General features: G+C 51.1%; 12 protein-coding genes. 4 read left to right on the forward strand and 8 right to left on the reverse strand.

Translation table 11 applies throughout. The annotated features are described in order from the left end of the window. Positions 1-722, forward strand: a 722-nt coding sequence (locus CZ787_RS07265) for a methyl-accepting chemotaxis protein (protein WP_254908585.1), incomplete at its 5' end; no start/stop codon positions are given. A 328-nt stretch (positions 723-1,050) separates the two neighbouring features. Here CZ787_RS07265 and CZ787_RS07270 read toward each other — a convergent pair. Continuing rightward, complete coding sequence (locus tag CZ787_RS07270) at positions 1,051-2,082, reverse strand: OmpA family protein (RefSeq protein WP_087107689.1); 1,032 nt, start codon at positions 2,080-2,082, stop codon at positions 1,051-1,053. A gap of 107 nt (positions 2,083-2,189) precedes the next feature. On the opposite strand from CZ787_RS07270, the gene CZ787_RS07275 reads away from it, so the two are divergent. The 3 genes from CZ787_RS07275 to CZ787_RS07285 are packed head-to-tail and all read left to right on the forward strand — an operon-like array spanning position 2,190 to position 4,620. After that, positions 2,190-2,927, forward strand: a complete 738-nt coding sequence (locus CZ787_RS07275; RefSeq protein WP_328514775.1) for a hypothetical protein — start codon at positions 2,190-2,192, stop codon at positions 2,925-2,927. Positions 2,928-2,931: 4 nt separating this feature from the next. After that, the gene (locus CZ787_RS07280; protein ID WP_087107691.1) at positions 2,932-3,519 is read left to right on the forward strand and encodes a FlgO family outer membrane protein; all 588 of its coding nucleotides are present in this window, start codon (positions 2,932-2,934) and stop codon (positions 3,517-3,519) included. Positions 3,520-3,543: 24 nt separating this feature from the next. Beyond that, complete coding sequence (locus CZ787_RS07285) at positions 3,544-4,620, forward strand: glycosyltransferase family 9 protein (RefSeq protein ID WP_254908586.1); 1,077 nt, start codon at positions 3,544-3,546, stop codon at positions 4,618-4,620. Positions 4,621-4,761: 141 nt separating this feature from the next. On the opposite strand, the gene glyA is transcribed toward CZ787_RS07285, so the two are convergent. From glyA to CZ787_RS07320, 7 genes are all read right to left on the reverse strand, one after another. Further along, positions 4,762-6,027 (reverse strand): serine hydroxymethyltransferase, encoded by a 1,266-nt coding sequence (gene glyA / locus CZ787_RS07290; protein WP_087107694.1) that lies wholly within the window; start codon positions 6,025-6,027, stop codon positions 4,762-4,764. 90 nt (positions 6,028-6,117) lie between these two features. After that, positions 6,118-7,368: an O-antigen ligase family protein gene (locus tag CZ787_RS07295; RefSeq protein ID WP_087107696.1), complete on the reverse strand. Its 1,251-nt coding sequence runs from the start codon at positions 7,366-7,368 to the stop codon at positions 6,118-6,120. Positions 7,369-7,591: 223 nt separating this feature from the next. Beyond that, positions 7,592-9,091, reverse strand: a complete 1,500-nt coding sequence (locus tag CZ787_RS07300) for a M14 family zinc carboxypeptidase (RefSeq protein WP_087107698.1) — start codon at positions 9,089-9,091, stop codon at positions 7,592-7,594. A 284-nt stretch (positions 9,092-9,375) separates the two neighbouring features. Beyond that, on the reverse strand, positions 9,376-9,588 hold the full coding sequence (locus CZ787_RS07305) for a DUF6447 family protein (protein WP_087107700.1): 213 nt from the start codon (positions 9,586-9,588) through the stop codon (positions 9,376-9,378). A 79-nt stretch (positions 9,589-9,667) separates the two neighbouring features. Then, positions 9,668-10,249: a hypothetical protein gene (locus CZ787_RS18820; protein WP_176372185.1), complete on the reverse strand. Its 582-nt coding sequence runs from the start codon at positions 10,247-10,249 to the stop codon at positions 9,668-9,670. A gap of 146 nt (positions 10,250-10,395) precedes the next feature. After that, positions 10,396-11,145 carry a SapC family protein gene (locus CZ787_RS07315; protein WP_087107702.1) on the reverse strand — a complete coding sequence of 250 codons (750 nt, stop codon included), beginning with the start codon at positions 11,143-11,145 and terminating at the stop codon, positions 10,396-10,398. Positions 11,146-11,281: 136 nt separating this feature from the next. Further along, positions 11,282-14,740, reverse strand: a complete 3,459-nt coding sequence (locus tag CZ787_RS07320) for a DUF4214 domain-containing protein (RefSeq protein ID WP_087107704.1) — start codon at positions 14,738-14,740, stop codon at positions 11,282-11,284. Positions 14,741-15,189 lie beyond the last annotated feature (449 nt).

The raw sequence follows: 15,189 nt of genomic DNA on the forward strand, positions 1-15,189 counted from the left end.
CGCGCACCGAACAGCAGGCAGCCTCCCTTGCCGAAACAGCCTCCAGCATGGAAGAACTCACGGCCACCGTGAAACAGAATGCTGACCATGCCGAGCATGCCCGCCAATTGGCCACGAACACGGCGAATAATGCGCAGCGCGGAAGCGACGCGATGACCACAGTGGTCAGCACCATGGCCACGATTAACGAAAGCTCGGCAGAAATGAGCAGTATCGTGAACACCATTGATGCTATCGCGTTTCAGACCAATATTTTGGCACTGAATGCCTCGGTGGAAGCGGCACGCGCAGGTGAACAGGGGCGTGGTTTTGCGGTGGTTGCCAATGAGGTACGTCAGCTTGCCAGCCGTTCGGCATCGGCTGCTCAGGAAATCAAAAAGCTGATTGAAAACTCCGGCGCTCAAGTCGCCGAAGGCAGCCAGCAAGTTCGCAATACCGGTGACATTATCAATAGCGTGGTCACCGATATCCAACAGCTCAGCACGCTGGTACAGGAAATATCCGCAGCCACCAGTGAACAGAGCAGCGGCATTGAACAGGTCAACCTGGCCGTAACCCAGATGGACCAGATGACCCAGCAAAATGCCGGGCTGGTGCAACAGAGCACCCATACCACCCAAACGTTAGCGCAGCTTAGTACTCAGTTGCGCCAGAAAGTTGCCCACTTCCATGTAGATCAAAACGGCGAAGAAGCGCAAGCAACCCTCCCACAATACCACTAACAAGCACCATTCGCTGGCTGAAGCCTGCTCCCACAGTGTTTATCAAGCTTTCGGGGGTGGGCGAGCATTAGCCTGCTCCCACAATTTATTCAAGCAATATTTAAAACAGCGCCAGCTAAACGCACTGTTGTGGTGCCTCTCAGTAAGGTTATAAAAACGTGAACCTCTTTAGGACCCTTTAGCCGCCTTTAAACGCTCGGCAAAACTTGGAAAAACCTACACTACAACTATACTGAAATTGTACTCGCTAGCAATTCCCCCCCTCCCCTGAGGCTAGCGAGCTACTTCGAGCCAAGCTCTTTTGCCCGCCCTCCCCCGGCGGGCCTTTTTACTCAATATGAATGACGACCTCGACGCGTCGATTGCGTGACCGCCCTTCTGGCGTGCTGTTATCTTCAAGCGGCTGAGTGTCGGCGAGTCCAACCGCTCTTAGGCGCTCAGGCGCGACACCTTCCGCTTCTAGTGCTTCGACAATGGCAATGGCCCGTGCACTGGAGAGCGCCCAGTTTGAAGAAAACTCCTCGGTGCTAATACTCTGGCTGTCTGAGTGGCCCTCTACCCACACTTCCCCTTCGTATCGCTGAATGGTTTCCAGCAGGCTGCCGACCAGTGAGTTTCCTCCACTGGTGAGCTCCGCCGCAGCGGAAGGGAACAGCAGTTGATCCTGAACGCGCAAACTAATCCCCTCCGCCACCCGGGAAACCTCAACACCTTCCAGGTCGGGCAAATAGGGGGAGACATCAACACGCTCGACCAGGGAGGCTTGAAGTACCTGGGAACTATTGATCGCATCTATTGATACTTCCTGAACATTAACCGGAGGATGGTCTGTCAGTAGCACCATATAATCGGCCAAGGGCGCCGCTAATGCCTCATCATCCACGCGCATTAACAGCGTGGGCAGCACCACAGGAGGCATCCACGCTAACGGTTCAGCAACCTCTTCTGGCGGTAAAACCTCCACTGGGGAAAGTGCCAGTAGTAGCGGCGGCGCTTCGGGTGTAGCATCAGGTTCAGCAATACGATTGGGCAACCCGGCAACGCCAAGTGCCGCGCTCAGCGCATGAGGGTCCAGCCCTCGCCGCCACTCTTCAATAGTACGCTGTTGCCGTACATTCTCCATTGACTCTGGAAGCGGTATGTCAAGTGTAGGGTCTGACGTTTGAGCCGCCTCTTCTGAGGATGCTTGAAACAGTTCAGGCGCCTTGGCACCCGCTGCTGCCACAATAATGACAAAAAGCGCCACCAGCAGCGTCATAATATCGATGTAGCTAATCATCCATCCGCTACCACTTTCATCGGCAGGATAGGCTGACATTAGCGTATCATGGCGCGAGCCGCCGCGATGATCTTCAAGCATGCGTGTTATCGCTCATTCAAGTTTTCAATCCCGTGGCCGATGGTTACCAAGCATGGTAAAACTAGACAAGTCTATCAAAGACCCTATGACACGATAAGGAACCTCTGGTGCAGAGCTGCTTGAGCCATTTATTAACGACCCCATTATTTCGCTTTGCCTGTGCAGGGTTTGCAAGCTTACTGCTAAGCGGCTGCTTCTATGCCAATACCTCGCAGGCCCCCATCGCCACCACCTACCCTTATACTGAGCAGCAACGTATGCAGGCCGCTCATCACTGGGAAGTACTGGCGCGCTATGAAACCAACCGCATTCTACAGCGTGAGCGCGTTCGTTTTCGGGATTTATATATTACCGAGCCTGACCACCAAGGCCTGAATACGTATAGCGGCGGCGAGTTTGAACGCGGTTTTCGCACGCTACTGACCAGCGAGCTCGTTTCGCGTGGTGCCAACCTCACTACGGTGCCAACGGCCAACACCGCCGACATCCATATCGGCGTGGAAATAGTTGAACACCGAGACAGGGGCTTTATTCGCCCGCCAGTCGGTACCTTTACAGCGCTAACAGCAGGCATTGCGGTCGCGACTATTCCGTATAATCACTGGACAGAACCCGCGCTTGGATTAATACCCGCCGGGATTGCTGCCGACGTCGTTAGCGGTAGCTGGACCTCTACAGGCAATGAAGAGGTTATTATCACCATTCAGATAACCGACGATGAGCGTATTCTTTACTCCTCATCGAATATCTATTACATCAATGCAGGCGACCGCCGCCAATATGCGCCGCATCGCGTTCCGCAAGCGCCGGCTGTCCCCTCTATCCCGGTAACAGGTACCTGGTAACGCCATGCATTTCATACCGTCGACATCACCGCATCCGCACACGTTTCTAGCGACTAGCCGCCTGTTATTGATGGGCCTTTTGCTGCTTTTCATAACGGGCTGTGCCGCGAACAGTGCTAACAGCAAGCCGCGTCCGCCAGAGCCCGACCTTTCTGAGCTGGCGCATAAAGCCGCTCAACAGATGGTGGCTGGCAACCCAGATATCACGCGCTACAACCCCATGATTGCCGCTACCTTTGTCAACATCGACAACCTCACGCAATCCTCCACGTTTGGGCGTATCAGTTCGGAAATCATGGCCTCAGCCCTTGCGCAGCAGGGTATGCAGGTGCGTGAAGTCAAAATGCGCCACAGCATGTTTATTGAGGAGAAAGTGGGCGAGTTGATTCTTTCCCGCGAGGTACAGAGCTTAAGTTCAGAATATAATGCACGCTCTATTTTGATGGGCACCTATGCTCAAGGGCAGGATTATCTCTACGTAAGCACCCGCGTAGTACGTTCAAGCGATGCCATGGTACTGGGCAGTGCAGATTTCCAAGTAAAGCTGGATAATAACATGCGTAGCTTGCTGGAAGGCCAAGGGGGCTGGTAAGCGAGCCCATAGTGAACACTCTCTATGAGCCACCTACTCAACTGCCCTGTATGTCTCACCGGCAGTGTCGTTTTAATCGTTATTATCGGGCTCGGCAGTATGAAGATATGGAAAGATAAATCAGGTTATTTCAAGAAAAAATCACTACAGTGGACCAACCAAACACGCCATGAGGATATCAAGCGTGTTTTAGTGATACGCCAATGTGCTTTTGGCGACTATATGGCGGCTCGCCCCTTTCTGGTTGAATTAAAAAAGACCTTCCCGCACGCGCACGTGACGCTGGCAACCACCAGAAAATATCGCTATGCAGTGCCTGAAGACCTGGTCGATGACATTTTCATCCATGACACATCAACCGGCATTAAAGAACAGTACACATCGCTTAAAACGCTTGGTAAGTTCGATATTGTGTTTGATCTTGCGGATACCTCACGCTCAAGGGCACTCACGCTATTGAGCAGTGCGCATTTAAAAATGGGGTTTCCATATCGCCCCTGGTACAACCGATGGCTGTATGACGTTACCCTGCCCCGCTCAAACTACCATTACGAAGCCGAGGTCTTACTCGACTTCTTAAACGTATTCGGCAACCAGCCCTCGTACCCGCTCGATTTTGCGCTGCCCGTTCACTCCCCAAGCGAGAGTACTCGCGTTATCTACTATTTCCCCTTCGCGTCTGGAACCAATAAATCTGTTCCACAGGACGTGTGGAAGACGCTTATTTTACGTGCCGCCTCACAGTTTCCTGATTATCAGCATATTTTGCTGGAAGGGGCCAACGAGAGTGAAAAAGGGGATTTCCTGCTCGCCGAGGCAGCGCAGCACGCCAACATTACGATCCAGCACAAACTTCCCCTGAATGAGCTTACGCACACCATGGCCCGGGCAGACTTGCTTGTTTGTGGCGATACGGGCGTAAGAAACCTGGCACTGGCCACGCACACGCCCACTTTAGGCATTTTTTATTCGACGCTGCCTTACCGCTATTGGCCCAGGTACGAGCCACAGCACAGGTGTTTATTTAACCAGGACGGACGCATCCCCGACGTTGATCAAATGCTCGAAGCGATGGAGTCGTTTATCCCCCACCCTGAGTAAGCATGCATAATTTTACTTTTACGCGTCGCTAAAACCAAAAGGCCTGCACGATGTTAACGTGCAGGCCTTTTTTCAAACATAGCGTGAATTGTTGAGCCTTACGGGCTAACCTGGCTCTTCACGCAACCCTTTATCACAACGTTACTTATAAACCGGGAAACGGCCGCATACCTCTGCCACTTTTTCAGCCACTTGGGCTTCAATGGCGCTGGTGTCTTCGCCTTTGGCAAGCACATCCAAGATGTCACAAATCCAACCTGCCAGCTGACGACACTCTTCTTCACCGAAACCACGCGTCGTGACTGCTGGCGTACCGATGCGCAGGCCTGAGGTAACAAACGGGCTTTGCGGATCGTTAGGCACGGCGTTTTTGTTAACGGTGATATGCGCACGACCTAGTGCCGCATCGGCATCTTTACCGGTCACGCCCTGCTTGATTAACGAGAGCAGGAACAGGTGGTCTTCGGTGCCGCCGGAAACGATATCAAAACCGCGCTCCATAAACACACCGGCCATTACCTTGGCATTTTTAACGACCTGCTGCTGGTAGGCTTTAAACTCAGGAGCCATGGCTTCTTTGAAGCAGACCGCTTTTGCCGCAATAGCATGCATCAACGGGCCACCTTGGCCGCCAGGGAACACAGCAGACTGCAGCTTTTTCTCAATATCAGCATCGTTTTCAGCCGACAGAATCACGCCACTACGCGGACCGCGCAGCGTTTTGTGTGTCGTTGAGGTAACAACGTGGGCATGAGGCAAGGGGCTTGGGTAAACACCTGCCGCGACCAAGCCCGCTACGTGGGCCATATCCACCAGCAGGTAAGCGCCTACTTCGTCGGCGATTTCGCGGAATTTAGCCCAATCGACAATTTGTGAGTAAGCAGAGAAGCCAGCAATGATCATTTTCGGCTTGTGCTCGCGGGCAAGTTCCGCCACTTGATCATAATCAATCAGGCCTTGCTCGTTTAAGCCGTACTGAACCGCATTGTACTGCTTGCCGGAGAAGCTAGGCTTGGCGCCGTGGGTCAAGTGACCACCTGCGTCCAGGCTCATGCCTAAAATGGTGTCGCCCGGCTTAACCAGCGCTAAAAATACCGCGCTGTTGGCTTGGGAGCCGGAGTGCGGCTGAACGTTAACGTAGGTTGCGCCGAACAGCTCTTTTGCGTAGTCAATCGCGAGGTTTTCAGCGATATCGACAAACTCGCAGCCGCCATAGTAGCGCTTGCCCGGATAACCTTCAGCGTATTTGTTGGTCAGCTGGCTGCCTTGCGCTTCCATTACGCGGGGGCTTGCGTAGTTTTCGGAAGCAATTAACTCAATATGGGCTTCTTGACGGGCCACTTCTTTCTGCATGGCGTCAAACAGCGCATCGTCAAATCCGGCAATTGTCATATCACGGCTGAACATTGGCGGGAAACCTCGTCGATAAGGATCGTTCATGAAAGAAATCAGGCCGCTATCATAACGCAGCCTGAGGTGACTTTCATCGCATCCGCGTCAGGTACTGCATGAATGCCGCTCATCACGGGTTGCTCGGCTTTGCGCGCTATAAACACCCCATAGTACAGCTAGCCAGAACGCATAGAACATGGCGCCACTGTTATGCGCAAAGAACGTTTGTGAGAGGCCAAAATCTATATAAGCAACGGACAATAACGTACCCGCTACGGCCAACGCCCGAATTTCAAGGTTGGAATGCTGCAAACCTGAGGCAAACATGCGCAGCGGCACTAAATACAAACATAGTAATGCGGCCACCCCAAACACCCCACGCTTAGCAAACGCATCAATAATGTCATTGTGCGCATGATCAAACGTAGAAGCAGCCAATGAAATATCACCTTCCTCGCCCAGTTTGTGCATAGCAGCCTGGTATCCCGCTTCCCCCCAACCCAATAAAGGACGCTCTGCGATCAACTGCGTTGCCCCTTGCCACATTTCAAAACGAAGCCCAAGCGAGGTATCCCTTTCTTCTCCCGTGACATAGCTGCTGATATCACTGACAGCCTCGTGTACTCGCTTCTGCAAACCAACCTCAGGCAACATATAAAGCGCTGCAAGAAGCAGTGTTACAAAACCGACCATGCTGAGTTTAACGCGCACAGAAAAACAGTGGCCATAGCTGCGGTACAGCACCAGACCTATAATGGGCAAGCCGACCCACCCTCCTCGGCTACCCGAAAATAACGACCCCAACATGCCGCAAAGCGCGCCTGTTAATAAGAGCGCCATCCACGTATAACGAAAGCGTTGCACAGCAGCCCAGCCCAAGCCTGCCAGGCATAGCACTCCCAATAGCATACTTAAATTGCCAAACTGTATGGGATGCAGAAACCCATCCGCCCGCCCAACATCTTCAATGAGTTTTTGCCAAGCAGCCAATGTCCCGGCGCCAATTGCACCTACTGCAATACCCGACCACAGCCACGACAAGCGCGGAGGTACACGTAGAATCAACAGCAATACGGGGACCGCCAATAAAAAACGCACTGGGCGGTCAAGCTCGCGCGTACTCAGCTCAAGCAGAGAAAACATTCCCACGACAAGGCCATAACTACTCAATGCAGCTATCACCCATAGGTCTCGCGGCGCAAGCTTATATGGCAGAGGCTTAACCAACAGTAGCCCGCTGAGCAACAATAGCATTACAGGGCCAATTGAATAGCCCGAGGGCACAATTAGCGCCAAAGCGCCCATTAAAAACACGATGCCACTTGTCACTTGATTCAGAGGCTTTGTAACAACCATTTAACGCTTCCAGCGGACAATAAAGAGCGAAGATAGTAGCACAACTCACCAAGGGGGCTCGGAGGCGCCCATATGCCCAGGACCCGCTGAACGCCCTCCCTGCTCGGCAACTCTCCGACAGAAGCTGGGCCAATGTGCATATAAGCGGCAAGGGCCTGGAAATGAAAAATGCCCTCACTGTTAAAATGAGGGCATCTCAGACAGGTCGAAGCTACAACACCTGTTACGCGGCTAAAAATTCCGATAATAGAGGCTCAGCAACACCGGTCACTGGCACTGCGTCAAGGTCGAGCATATTTTGCATGCTATGGGCAGCAGCGACATCGACTTCCCCCTCGATCTCTTCGGCATAAAGCTCATCGAAGGGCGTGCGCTCACCCCGCTCAGGGAGCAATAGCGCTAACTCTGGGTCAATGGTTTCAAAACCATCCTTACCAAGCGCCTGCATGACGCCGACCATGCTCAGAACCCCCTCAAGGGTTAACGCGCTTGCTACGGCATCAAAATCAAGCGCTAATCCTTCCAGCGCTTTTAGCTCAAACTCTTCAAGTCCACGCTGTTCTATTAAAAGCGCAGGCGTACCATCCATCGCTATGCCATTACGGCCTATATTCGCCGCATCGCCGCCAGGGAATAAAGAGAGATAGCCGTAATCGAACAGTTCAACGCCCTGGGCAAGTGCTATAGCCGCCTGCTGAGCGGTGGCCGTGATAGAAGGCTCGACACCGTCACTGGTTGGCCAGAGAATCGACATTGTCTCCAGCTCGCCCGTCTCATTGAGGTAGTTATTCTGGTTGTGATAATCAAGAATCAAGTCCGGCTGAAACGCTGCCAGTACGTTGCGTACGGCCAGGGTTTCAGGAATTAACGCCGGGTCGATAGCTTCACCTGAATCCCAGGTACGGTTGAGATCAATATCTGCTGAGTTACGACGCGGGTCCAGTGTTGTCTCTGGGTCGCTGTTACCAGAAACCAACTGCTCCCAACGCTCAAAACCGTCGGGATTAACCCTGGGCATAACGGTCAATGTGACCTGCTCTCGCAACGATTGCGCTGCCTCACTGTCGCCACTCATCCACTCTAGCAGATGCATCGCCGACTCCGTTCCCACAGGCTCATCACCGTGCTGCTGGGTCACAATCATTAATTTATGCGAGCCTTCACCTACCGTTGCGCTATATAACGGACGCCCCTCTACAGACTCGCCTGCTTGTGCCAAGCTTAACGTATCATACGTTGCCGCCAACGCTTCGAGGTCCTGATAAAGCTGCTGGTTTGACCTGAAGCCCTCTTGGACTAACGTTTGCTGGGGGTCGTAGTCTTCACTTGAAACGCTTGAGGAGTAGAACTCTGCCACCGAGGCGTAGGCGTTTAATGCCTCAGCATCGGTGTCTTTCGCAAAACTCATCATATCAAGCAAAATCGCCTGAGCAGAGTGACCATTTTGAGCCTGCTCAGACCAATAGGACACCCCTTCAGCTTCTGCCTCACGTGCGAACAAGCGCTGGTATACCTCATTGACCCAGCCGTTATCCTCAAGTTGAACAAGTACTTCACGCTGTGAAGCAAACTCTTCGGACTGCAGCATCTGCTCGGCGATGCCTTCAAGCGTTAACGTATCAGTACTCAACTTATCGAACCAGTAAGCAAATCCCTCCGGATCGGCGGCCCGGCCAAACATTGCCAAATAGTACGATTGCAACTGCTGTGATGGCGTTAGCATTTTTTTCTCCTGACATCATCCATTACGTTCCCTGTCGCCTGTCAGCCACAACGCTACTTAAAGGGCAGTATCTTCGTACTGCTTACTCAAAGCCGTGCTTGTGTATCGTCGCTTAACCAACAGCTGATTCAGCTATAGCTTAGTTCTTGTGGCTGTGTCAATGAATTACCCCGCGGGCGCCACTAAGAAAGGTTATAACACTCCATTTGATTCACCATAAAAAAGCACGGCTAAAAAGCCGTGCTCACATCAATCCTGCTTCTTCTTTACAAGCGCACTCACCTTTAGTGAGTTTTTTTCTCAGGCAGCTCAGCCTTCAGCGCGTTCGCATAAGCAGTGCGTGCTGTTTGAGCAATCGCCAACAGCTGGTTTAAGCGCTGAATTTCCTGGTCCGTCACGCGTAGATTAATCAGTTGATTCCGCGCATTCTCAGATAGATCAGATAAAATATACTCATGCCCATCAATCGTGACATATTGAGTTTCATCTTTTGCCATACTAGGCTCCCTGTCAATTAATCATAAAATATCAGTTACATAGTGTAGCAGTTTTGGTGTCATCAAGCTGTCTTCACAACTATAATGCGCCCATACTACTTCGAGCTTCCAACGCACTTAACAAAGCTTCAACATGAGCATTTTCGGGTAAGCGCTGGAATGCCCGCGTAGGGTGACGTAATGCATATTCTTTTAACGTTTTGGCCGGTAACGCGTCAGATAATGCCTTGACCCTGCTCCGCCAGACAAATAAGTGTTGTGTCGAGTGGCTCTTCAAGCACACCTCTCCCCAGCCACAGAAGCCATAACCTTTTACATATATCAGTAGGCAGTCACCCTCGCGGGAACGTTCACTCGCGTCGAAGTCACGCATCAACAGTGGAACATTTTCAGCTGTCCATGACTGCTGCGCCCACTCAGGGGATGCCATCTGCCAGTAATAGCGCCGTACCGTGGGAGGCTGCCGAACTGGCAGTGCTTGGCTCAAACTACCCAGGCAATGCTTTCGAGCCACTGTGTAGTAGGCCAACTGATCCTTCAACTGCGCAATATGTGCATCCACCCGCTCTAAATTCGTCAACTGCTGACGGGCCCCTGAGCTTAACGCCCAGGTAGGGTACCGGCGACCTCCCACTACAACGCTTTTGGGCAGCGTAGACATTATGCTCCACTCTCGTTGCGATAAATAAGCGCGCTATTCTACTGAATTCGCATCATGCGGTAAAAACTGTTTTGCTTAATTTGGCAGCTAACGCGTGCAAAAGCTGAAGAATGAAACCTCATTCGCATGGACTGAGTAGACAGCGATTAAAAATCAAACCGCAAATCATCGTCATTATCTGCAAATAGCTCATCAATAGACTCGGGCACACTTAGCTTAGCGTGTAACTCTGAACGTTGAGAAAGCTGCTCATGCTGAGCCATAGAAAACAGCTGTCCATACGCTAGAGCGAGAGGCACGCCCTGCAACTGATAAAAATCTGCCTCCGATAACTTATTCAGCATTTCTTCATTAATTTGATATAGGCCAATAGCGTTAGGCCCATCCTTGCCAGTTTGCCACGGTTGCAAAACACCCGACTCGGCTAGCCGTTGGCATGCCTCACCTGTTTGCTGTCGATTCTTTTCGCACTCACCTAAAAAACTCAATTGTTGGGCTACCGCGTTATTAAGCTCGCCTGAATCATCAAATAAAGGCTCTCCTGCTTCATGCGACAAGTGATCGGCATGAACTTGCAAGACCATTTCTCCGGTTGTTTCTTGCTTGGCAAGCCCAAACGGATACCCACGAAAAACAGCAGGAATATAGACCCCTAACCAGCGGCCGTCTTCAGGATGTATATAATGATGTGAGGATTCACCTTGACCAAGCAGCGCAACCAAGGTAAACCGCTCTCCACGCTTGATAAAGCCCATCACGAACTGAGTGACCGCTTGCCTCAGTTCGCCAGCCAGAATTGGCACAACTGCATAAGTGGCAGTAAAGCGATAGTTTTGGCGCGGCAAATAAAAGAGGTCTGAGTGCTGCTGGCGCGAAAGAGTAACCCATTTAGACATGCTGACTCCCCCTATTAAAAGAAAAACCCCAATCCGAAGATTGGGGTTTTGTTTTCCTAATAGACGATCTTAAAAAATCATCGATAGGAAGCTGGTTGTCAAAAAGAATCCAATGACAACCAGTATTTCTCAACGATTAAGCAAGGTCAACCGCAGATGCATCAACAGTGTTACCAAAATCAACGATGCCAACCAGCTCTGCACCAGTGAACTCATTGGCGGTATTGGCGTCGTTGACACCAGAACCGGTCAGTTCGAACACTTTGTACTCACCTGCGTTGTTGTTATTTTCGATCATAACAATCGCATTGATGGAGTTACCAACAAGGCCAGTAATATCAGCAGAAACGTCGAGAGTGGTAGACTGCAGGCTACCGTAGTCAGCACTATTTCCACCATTCTGGATAGCAGTCAGCAAGTTCTCAGCAGTCAGGTTACCCCAAGTCTGGCCAGAGTTATTACCAGTGCCGGCAACAAAGTCGTTCAGCGTAATCACGTTGTTAGCTGTAACAGTACCGCCACCGTTAGAACCAACTGTTGCGAACGCGTCACGAGATTCAGCAGAAGTGCTGCCGCCTTGGAACTGCTCGTTAGTCAGGTAGGCAGTGAAGTCTAAAACGTCAGCGCCAGCACTGGTGCCATCGGCGTCAAAGTTAACAATGGTGTTACGGCCAAAGTCATTTTCAAAAACAACGGTCTCATTGCTGTTAGCGTCGGTAGATAGAACGATGACATCCCGTCCAGCGCCCGCATTAACAATGTTGCCAGTGTTGTTATTGGTAGAGGCCAAACCAGTCAGATCAGCACCATTGTCAGTAGCCAGAACACCACCACCTGTACCGATACCTTCAATAGTATCAACAGCGGTTCTGGAGCCAGTCAACACTGCTTGCAGGTTAGCATCAGTACCGTCAAAGCTAGAGTCATTAGCTTCTTGGCGAATGGCAGTTTCCAGACGACCTTTATCGGAAGAGCTCATGCCACTTACACCGGCAGGAAGCATCGTGATTTGCAGGTCTTCAGCGGCAAACGTGCCATCAACCAGTGAGCGAATTACCAGACTGTTATCAGGACCGTTCTCAGCAACCAACAGCTTGCTCAGAACGTTGTGGTTGTTAACCACTTGCATGATGGCAGCATTAACGTCGTTCTGGTCACCGAAGATACGGTCTCCCAGAATGTCATTCATGTTGATAACGCCTTCAAAACCATTTCCAAAGGCAGCAGCAGCACCACTAGTAACTTCACCACCGGTTTGTGCACCGGCTAAAGTAACAGTCAGCTGGGCACCAAACAGTACCGCAGGAATGTCATTACCAGCAGGCGTCGTTTGACCGGAAGACAGGCCAGCAATAGTACCGCGCAGATCAGTGAACTCTGTATTAGCAGTATTCACCAGCCAAGTTGCGCCTAGATCACTATTCATCTGAGACAAGCCGCTGTTATCAGTGTAGATAACGTCGTTGCCAGTACCGGTAGTGATAGATACACCACCTGCACCTTCAGTCCAGACAGTGTTATTGTCGCTGCCTGCATTGATGGTAACGTTTGGCTGCAGATCTTGCTGGTTCAGCAAGTTGTTGCCTGAAGTGTTCTCGGAAATAGTGTGAATGGTGTCATCACCCGCACCCGTGTTAATTCCCAGCGAGAAACCGTTGAACTCAGCTGCTTTATCAAGAGAGTAGGTAACATTAATAGTGTCGTTACTACCCGCTTCGTTAGCTGTGTTGTAAACGTGGGCACGCGCGTCAGCATTCGGTTCCCAGTCATCGCCAAAGTTATCGGAGCCAGCGTTATTGAGGCCAGCTAAACCGTTAACAGCCAAGTTGGCACCTTCAAATGCAGTCGCATCGAAGTTGTGGACATTGCCAACATTCGCGATGGATAGGTCGCCCTGGGCAGCACCAGAAGTAACTTCAATTTGCTCGAAGGCAACTTTAGTTTCGGTGTTGCTAACGACTCCGTGGCCCATACCGTAGGCAGAGAACACATTGTCAACTTTGCTGCTACGGTCTACTTCCAGATTCAGTTTTTCAATTACTGTGCCTGAATTAGACATGCCACCAATGGTCACGTCACCAGCTTCGGAACCACGACCAGCGTTGTCAAGAACAAGGTTGGTTTCGATCAGGTTGCTGCTAACAGCAGGATCAACAGGCTGAGCATTACCCGCTACCAGGAAGCCGTCCGCTACCGGCTCAATAGCTGACTGAGTAAAGTTCACGTTACTGAACTCGTTACCGGCAGCATCAGTGATCAGGATTTCTTGTGCAGTGAACGGCAGGTTAACCGTGTTACCAGCCACCGTTACTTGCTCGTAAGGGGTTGACAAAGCAACTTCTACGTCGCCCTGACCGGCTTCAGCTAACTCAGCGCGCAGCGCTTCTACCAGACCAGCATAAGTGCCGTCAGTAGAGCGAATGCCATCAAGTGTTACCGTCTCACCGCCAAGATCGAAGCTCAAGTTGAGGTCAACATTCGCCAGCGGCGTAGTTGGGGTCTCGGTGCTAACATCAGCAATACGAACCAGCAGCTGAGAGTTCAACTGGGTAGCCGGCGCACGAACCAGAGATTGGCTTTCGAACATAGCACGCAGGCCAGAGTCGAAATCCACGTCACGCATACCGAATGTCACGTCTTTGGTGATATTCAGATTGCTGCCGTTCAGATTGACGCCTGAGAACGTCATATCGCTGCGGCTAAAGTCGGACCAGTATTGCTCAACGTTTTCCATGCGAGTAACGTCGAGAGTGGCGTTACCACCATCGGTAGAGTTGCTTTGCAACGCCTCGATGTATACTTCCTGGATGTTTTGAGTAATAGGACGTGGGGCTTGTGTCGTCCCGTCATCAACTTCATTGTCGTTGATCAAAGAAGCTTCAATCGTGTTGCGACCACCAGCACCGTCCAAACGGTCGCCAGTAGATAGGGCGTTAGAAATCGCGCCGTTCTGGTTCTGACCTACGTCACCTACGAAGGTGTCGTCGTTAGCAGTACCAGTCACGTTATCGCGACCTTCAGTCAGGACGAAAGTTTCGCCCGGAGTGGCCGGCACTTCAGGTTCAGTCGGCTCTTCGCCGCCCTGTGGGATACCCGCTACCGCGTCAGCAATCTGCTGCTCGGTAACAGCTGTTTCGCCAACGTTCGCCAAGAACTCAGCGGCATAATCAGCAGCATCGTTGCCTGCGTAATCGCTGCCAGCTGCTGCGGTAAATGCGTCAGCTGCCGCTACCTTATTGCCCAGAACGGTAGCGTCTTGAGCATCATCATTGGATGCATTTTCAACAATCGTTAACGCAATCGTCGCGAGGTCCAACTCACCGCTTTCAAGTTTCTCTGCGTAGAAAACCAGACCGCCTTCATCGGCATCGCGATTGAACGCTTGCTGGTAAATGCTGTTAATCAGCTCTACCGAGCCAAGATCGCCAAAGCGAGCAACATACTCATCAGAGTTGCCGAATACGCTCACCACAGCTGCTGCGCCAGAAGCTTCAATTTCATCCGCCCAAAACTCGAGGCCTGCTTTATCGGCCGGACGACCGTAATAGGCTACGTAAAGTGTTTGAGCCAGATCTAAATTCTCTTGTGTTGCCATGGGACTATAGTCTCCTTGCTTAAAAAAGATACCACCCACAGTGGATGGCTCTTAGCGACCTTGAGCGCTCAAGGTAATCTTTCTTGTTCCCTCAATGCAATACAGTCGTTAGTTCGCATTAGGTGGCTAGCTAACAACACGTATTAACATTACCTAGCTGGAACAAGGGTAATGTAATAGCAGCGTTGATCATAAGTCAACATTCTTACCATCTATCAACATATTAAACATGATTAACAGAGGACACAAAGAAGATTGGCCTGTTTTTCTTCGTCCACTGCAATCCTTTTTTGAAGAAAGTCTTCAAAAAACCTATAATTCAATGACTTACAAAACACATCTTGTCAGCCATGACATGCTTTGTAAGAAATCTCTTACAAAGAAACGGGCGTTAACAATTATTCTATTGACAGTAAATAAGCCGTTCCCAAGACCAGAAGTGGTTCGAC

The sequence above is a fragment of the Halomonas citrativorans genome, assembly GCF_900163645.1.
Taxonomy (GTDB): domain Bacteria; phylum Pseudomonadota; class Gammaproteobacteria; order Pseudomonadales; family Halomonadaceae; genus Vreelandella; species Vreelandella citrativorans.

What these genes read in the sequence shown, in the direction of transcription:
- CZ787_RS07270 (WP_087107689.1), bottom strand. Translation starts at nt 2,082, where the DNA reads ATGCTTGAAGATCATCGCGGCGGCTCGCGCCATGATACGCTAATGTCA.
- CZ787_RS07280 (WP_087107691.1), top strand. Translation starts at nt 2,932, where the DNA reads ATGCATTTCATACCGTCGACATCACCGCATCCGCACACGTTTCTAGCG.
- CZ787_RS07285 (WP_254908586.1), top strand. Translation starts at nt 3,544, where the DNA reads ATGAGCCACCTACTCAACTGCCCTGTATGTCTCACCGGCAGTGTCGTT.
- glyA (WP_087107694.1), bottom strand. Translation starts at nt 6,027, where the DNA reads ATGTTCAGCCGTGATATGACAATTGCCGGATTTGACGATGCGCTGTTT.
- CZ787_RS07295 (WP_087107696.1), bottom strand. Translation starts at nt 7,368, where the DNA reads ATGGTTGTTACAAAGCCTCTGAATCAAGTGACAAGTGGCATCGTGTTT.
- CZ787_RS07300 (WP_087107698.1), bottom strand. Translation starts at nt 9,091, where the DNA reads ATGCTAACGCCATCACAGCAGTTGCAATCGTACTATTTGGCAATGTTT.
- CZ787_RS07305 (WP_087107700.1), bottom strand. Translation starts at nt 9,588, where the DNA reads ATGGCAAAAGATGAAACTCAATATGTCACGATTGATGGGCATGAGTAT.
- CZ787_RS18820 (WP_176372185.1), bottom strand. Translation starts at nt 10,249, where the DNA reads ATGTCTACGCTGCCCAAAAGCGTTGTAGTGGGAGGTCGCCGGTACCCT.
- CZ787_RS07315 (WP_087107702.1), bottom strand. Translation starts at nt 11,145, where the DNA reads ATGTCTAAATGGGTTACTCTTTCGCGCCAGCAGCACTCAGACCTCTTT.
- CZ787_RS07320 (WP_087107704.1), bottom strand. Translation starts at nt 14,740, where the DNA reads ATGGCAACACAAGAGAATTTAGATCTGGCTCAAACACTTTACGTAGCC.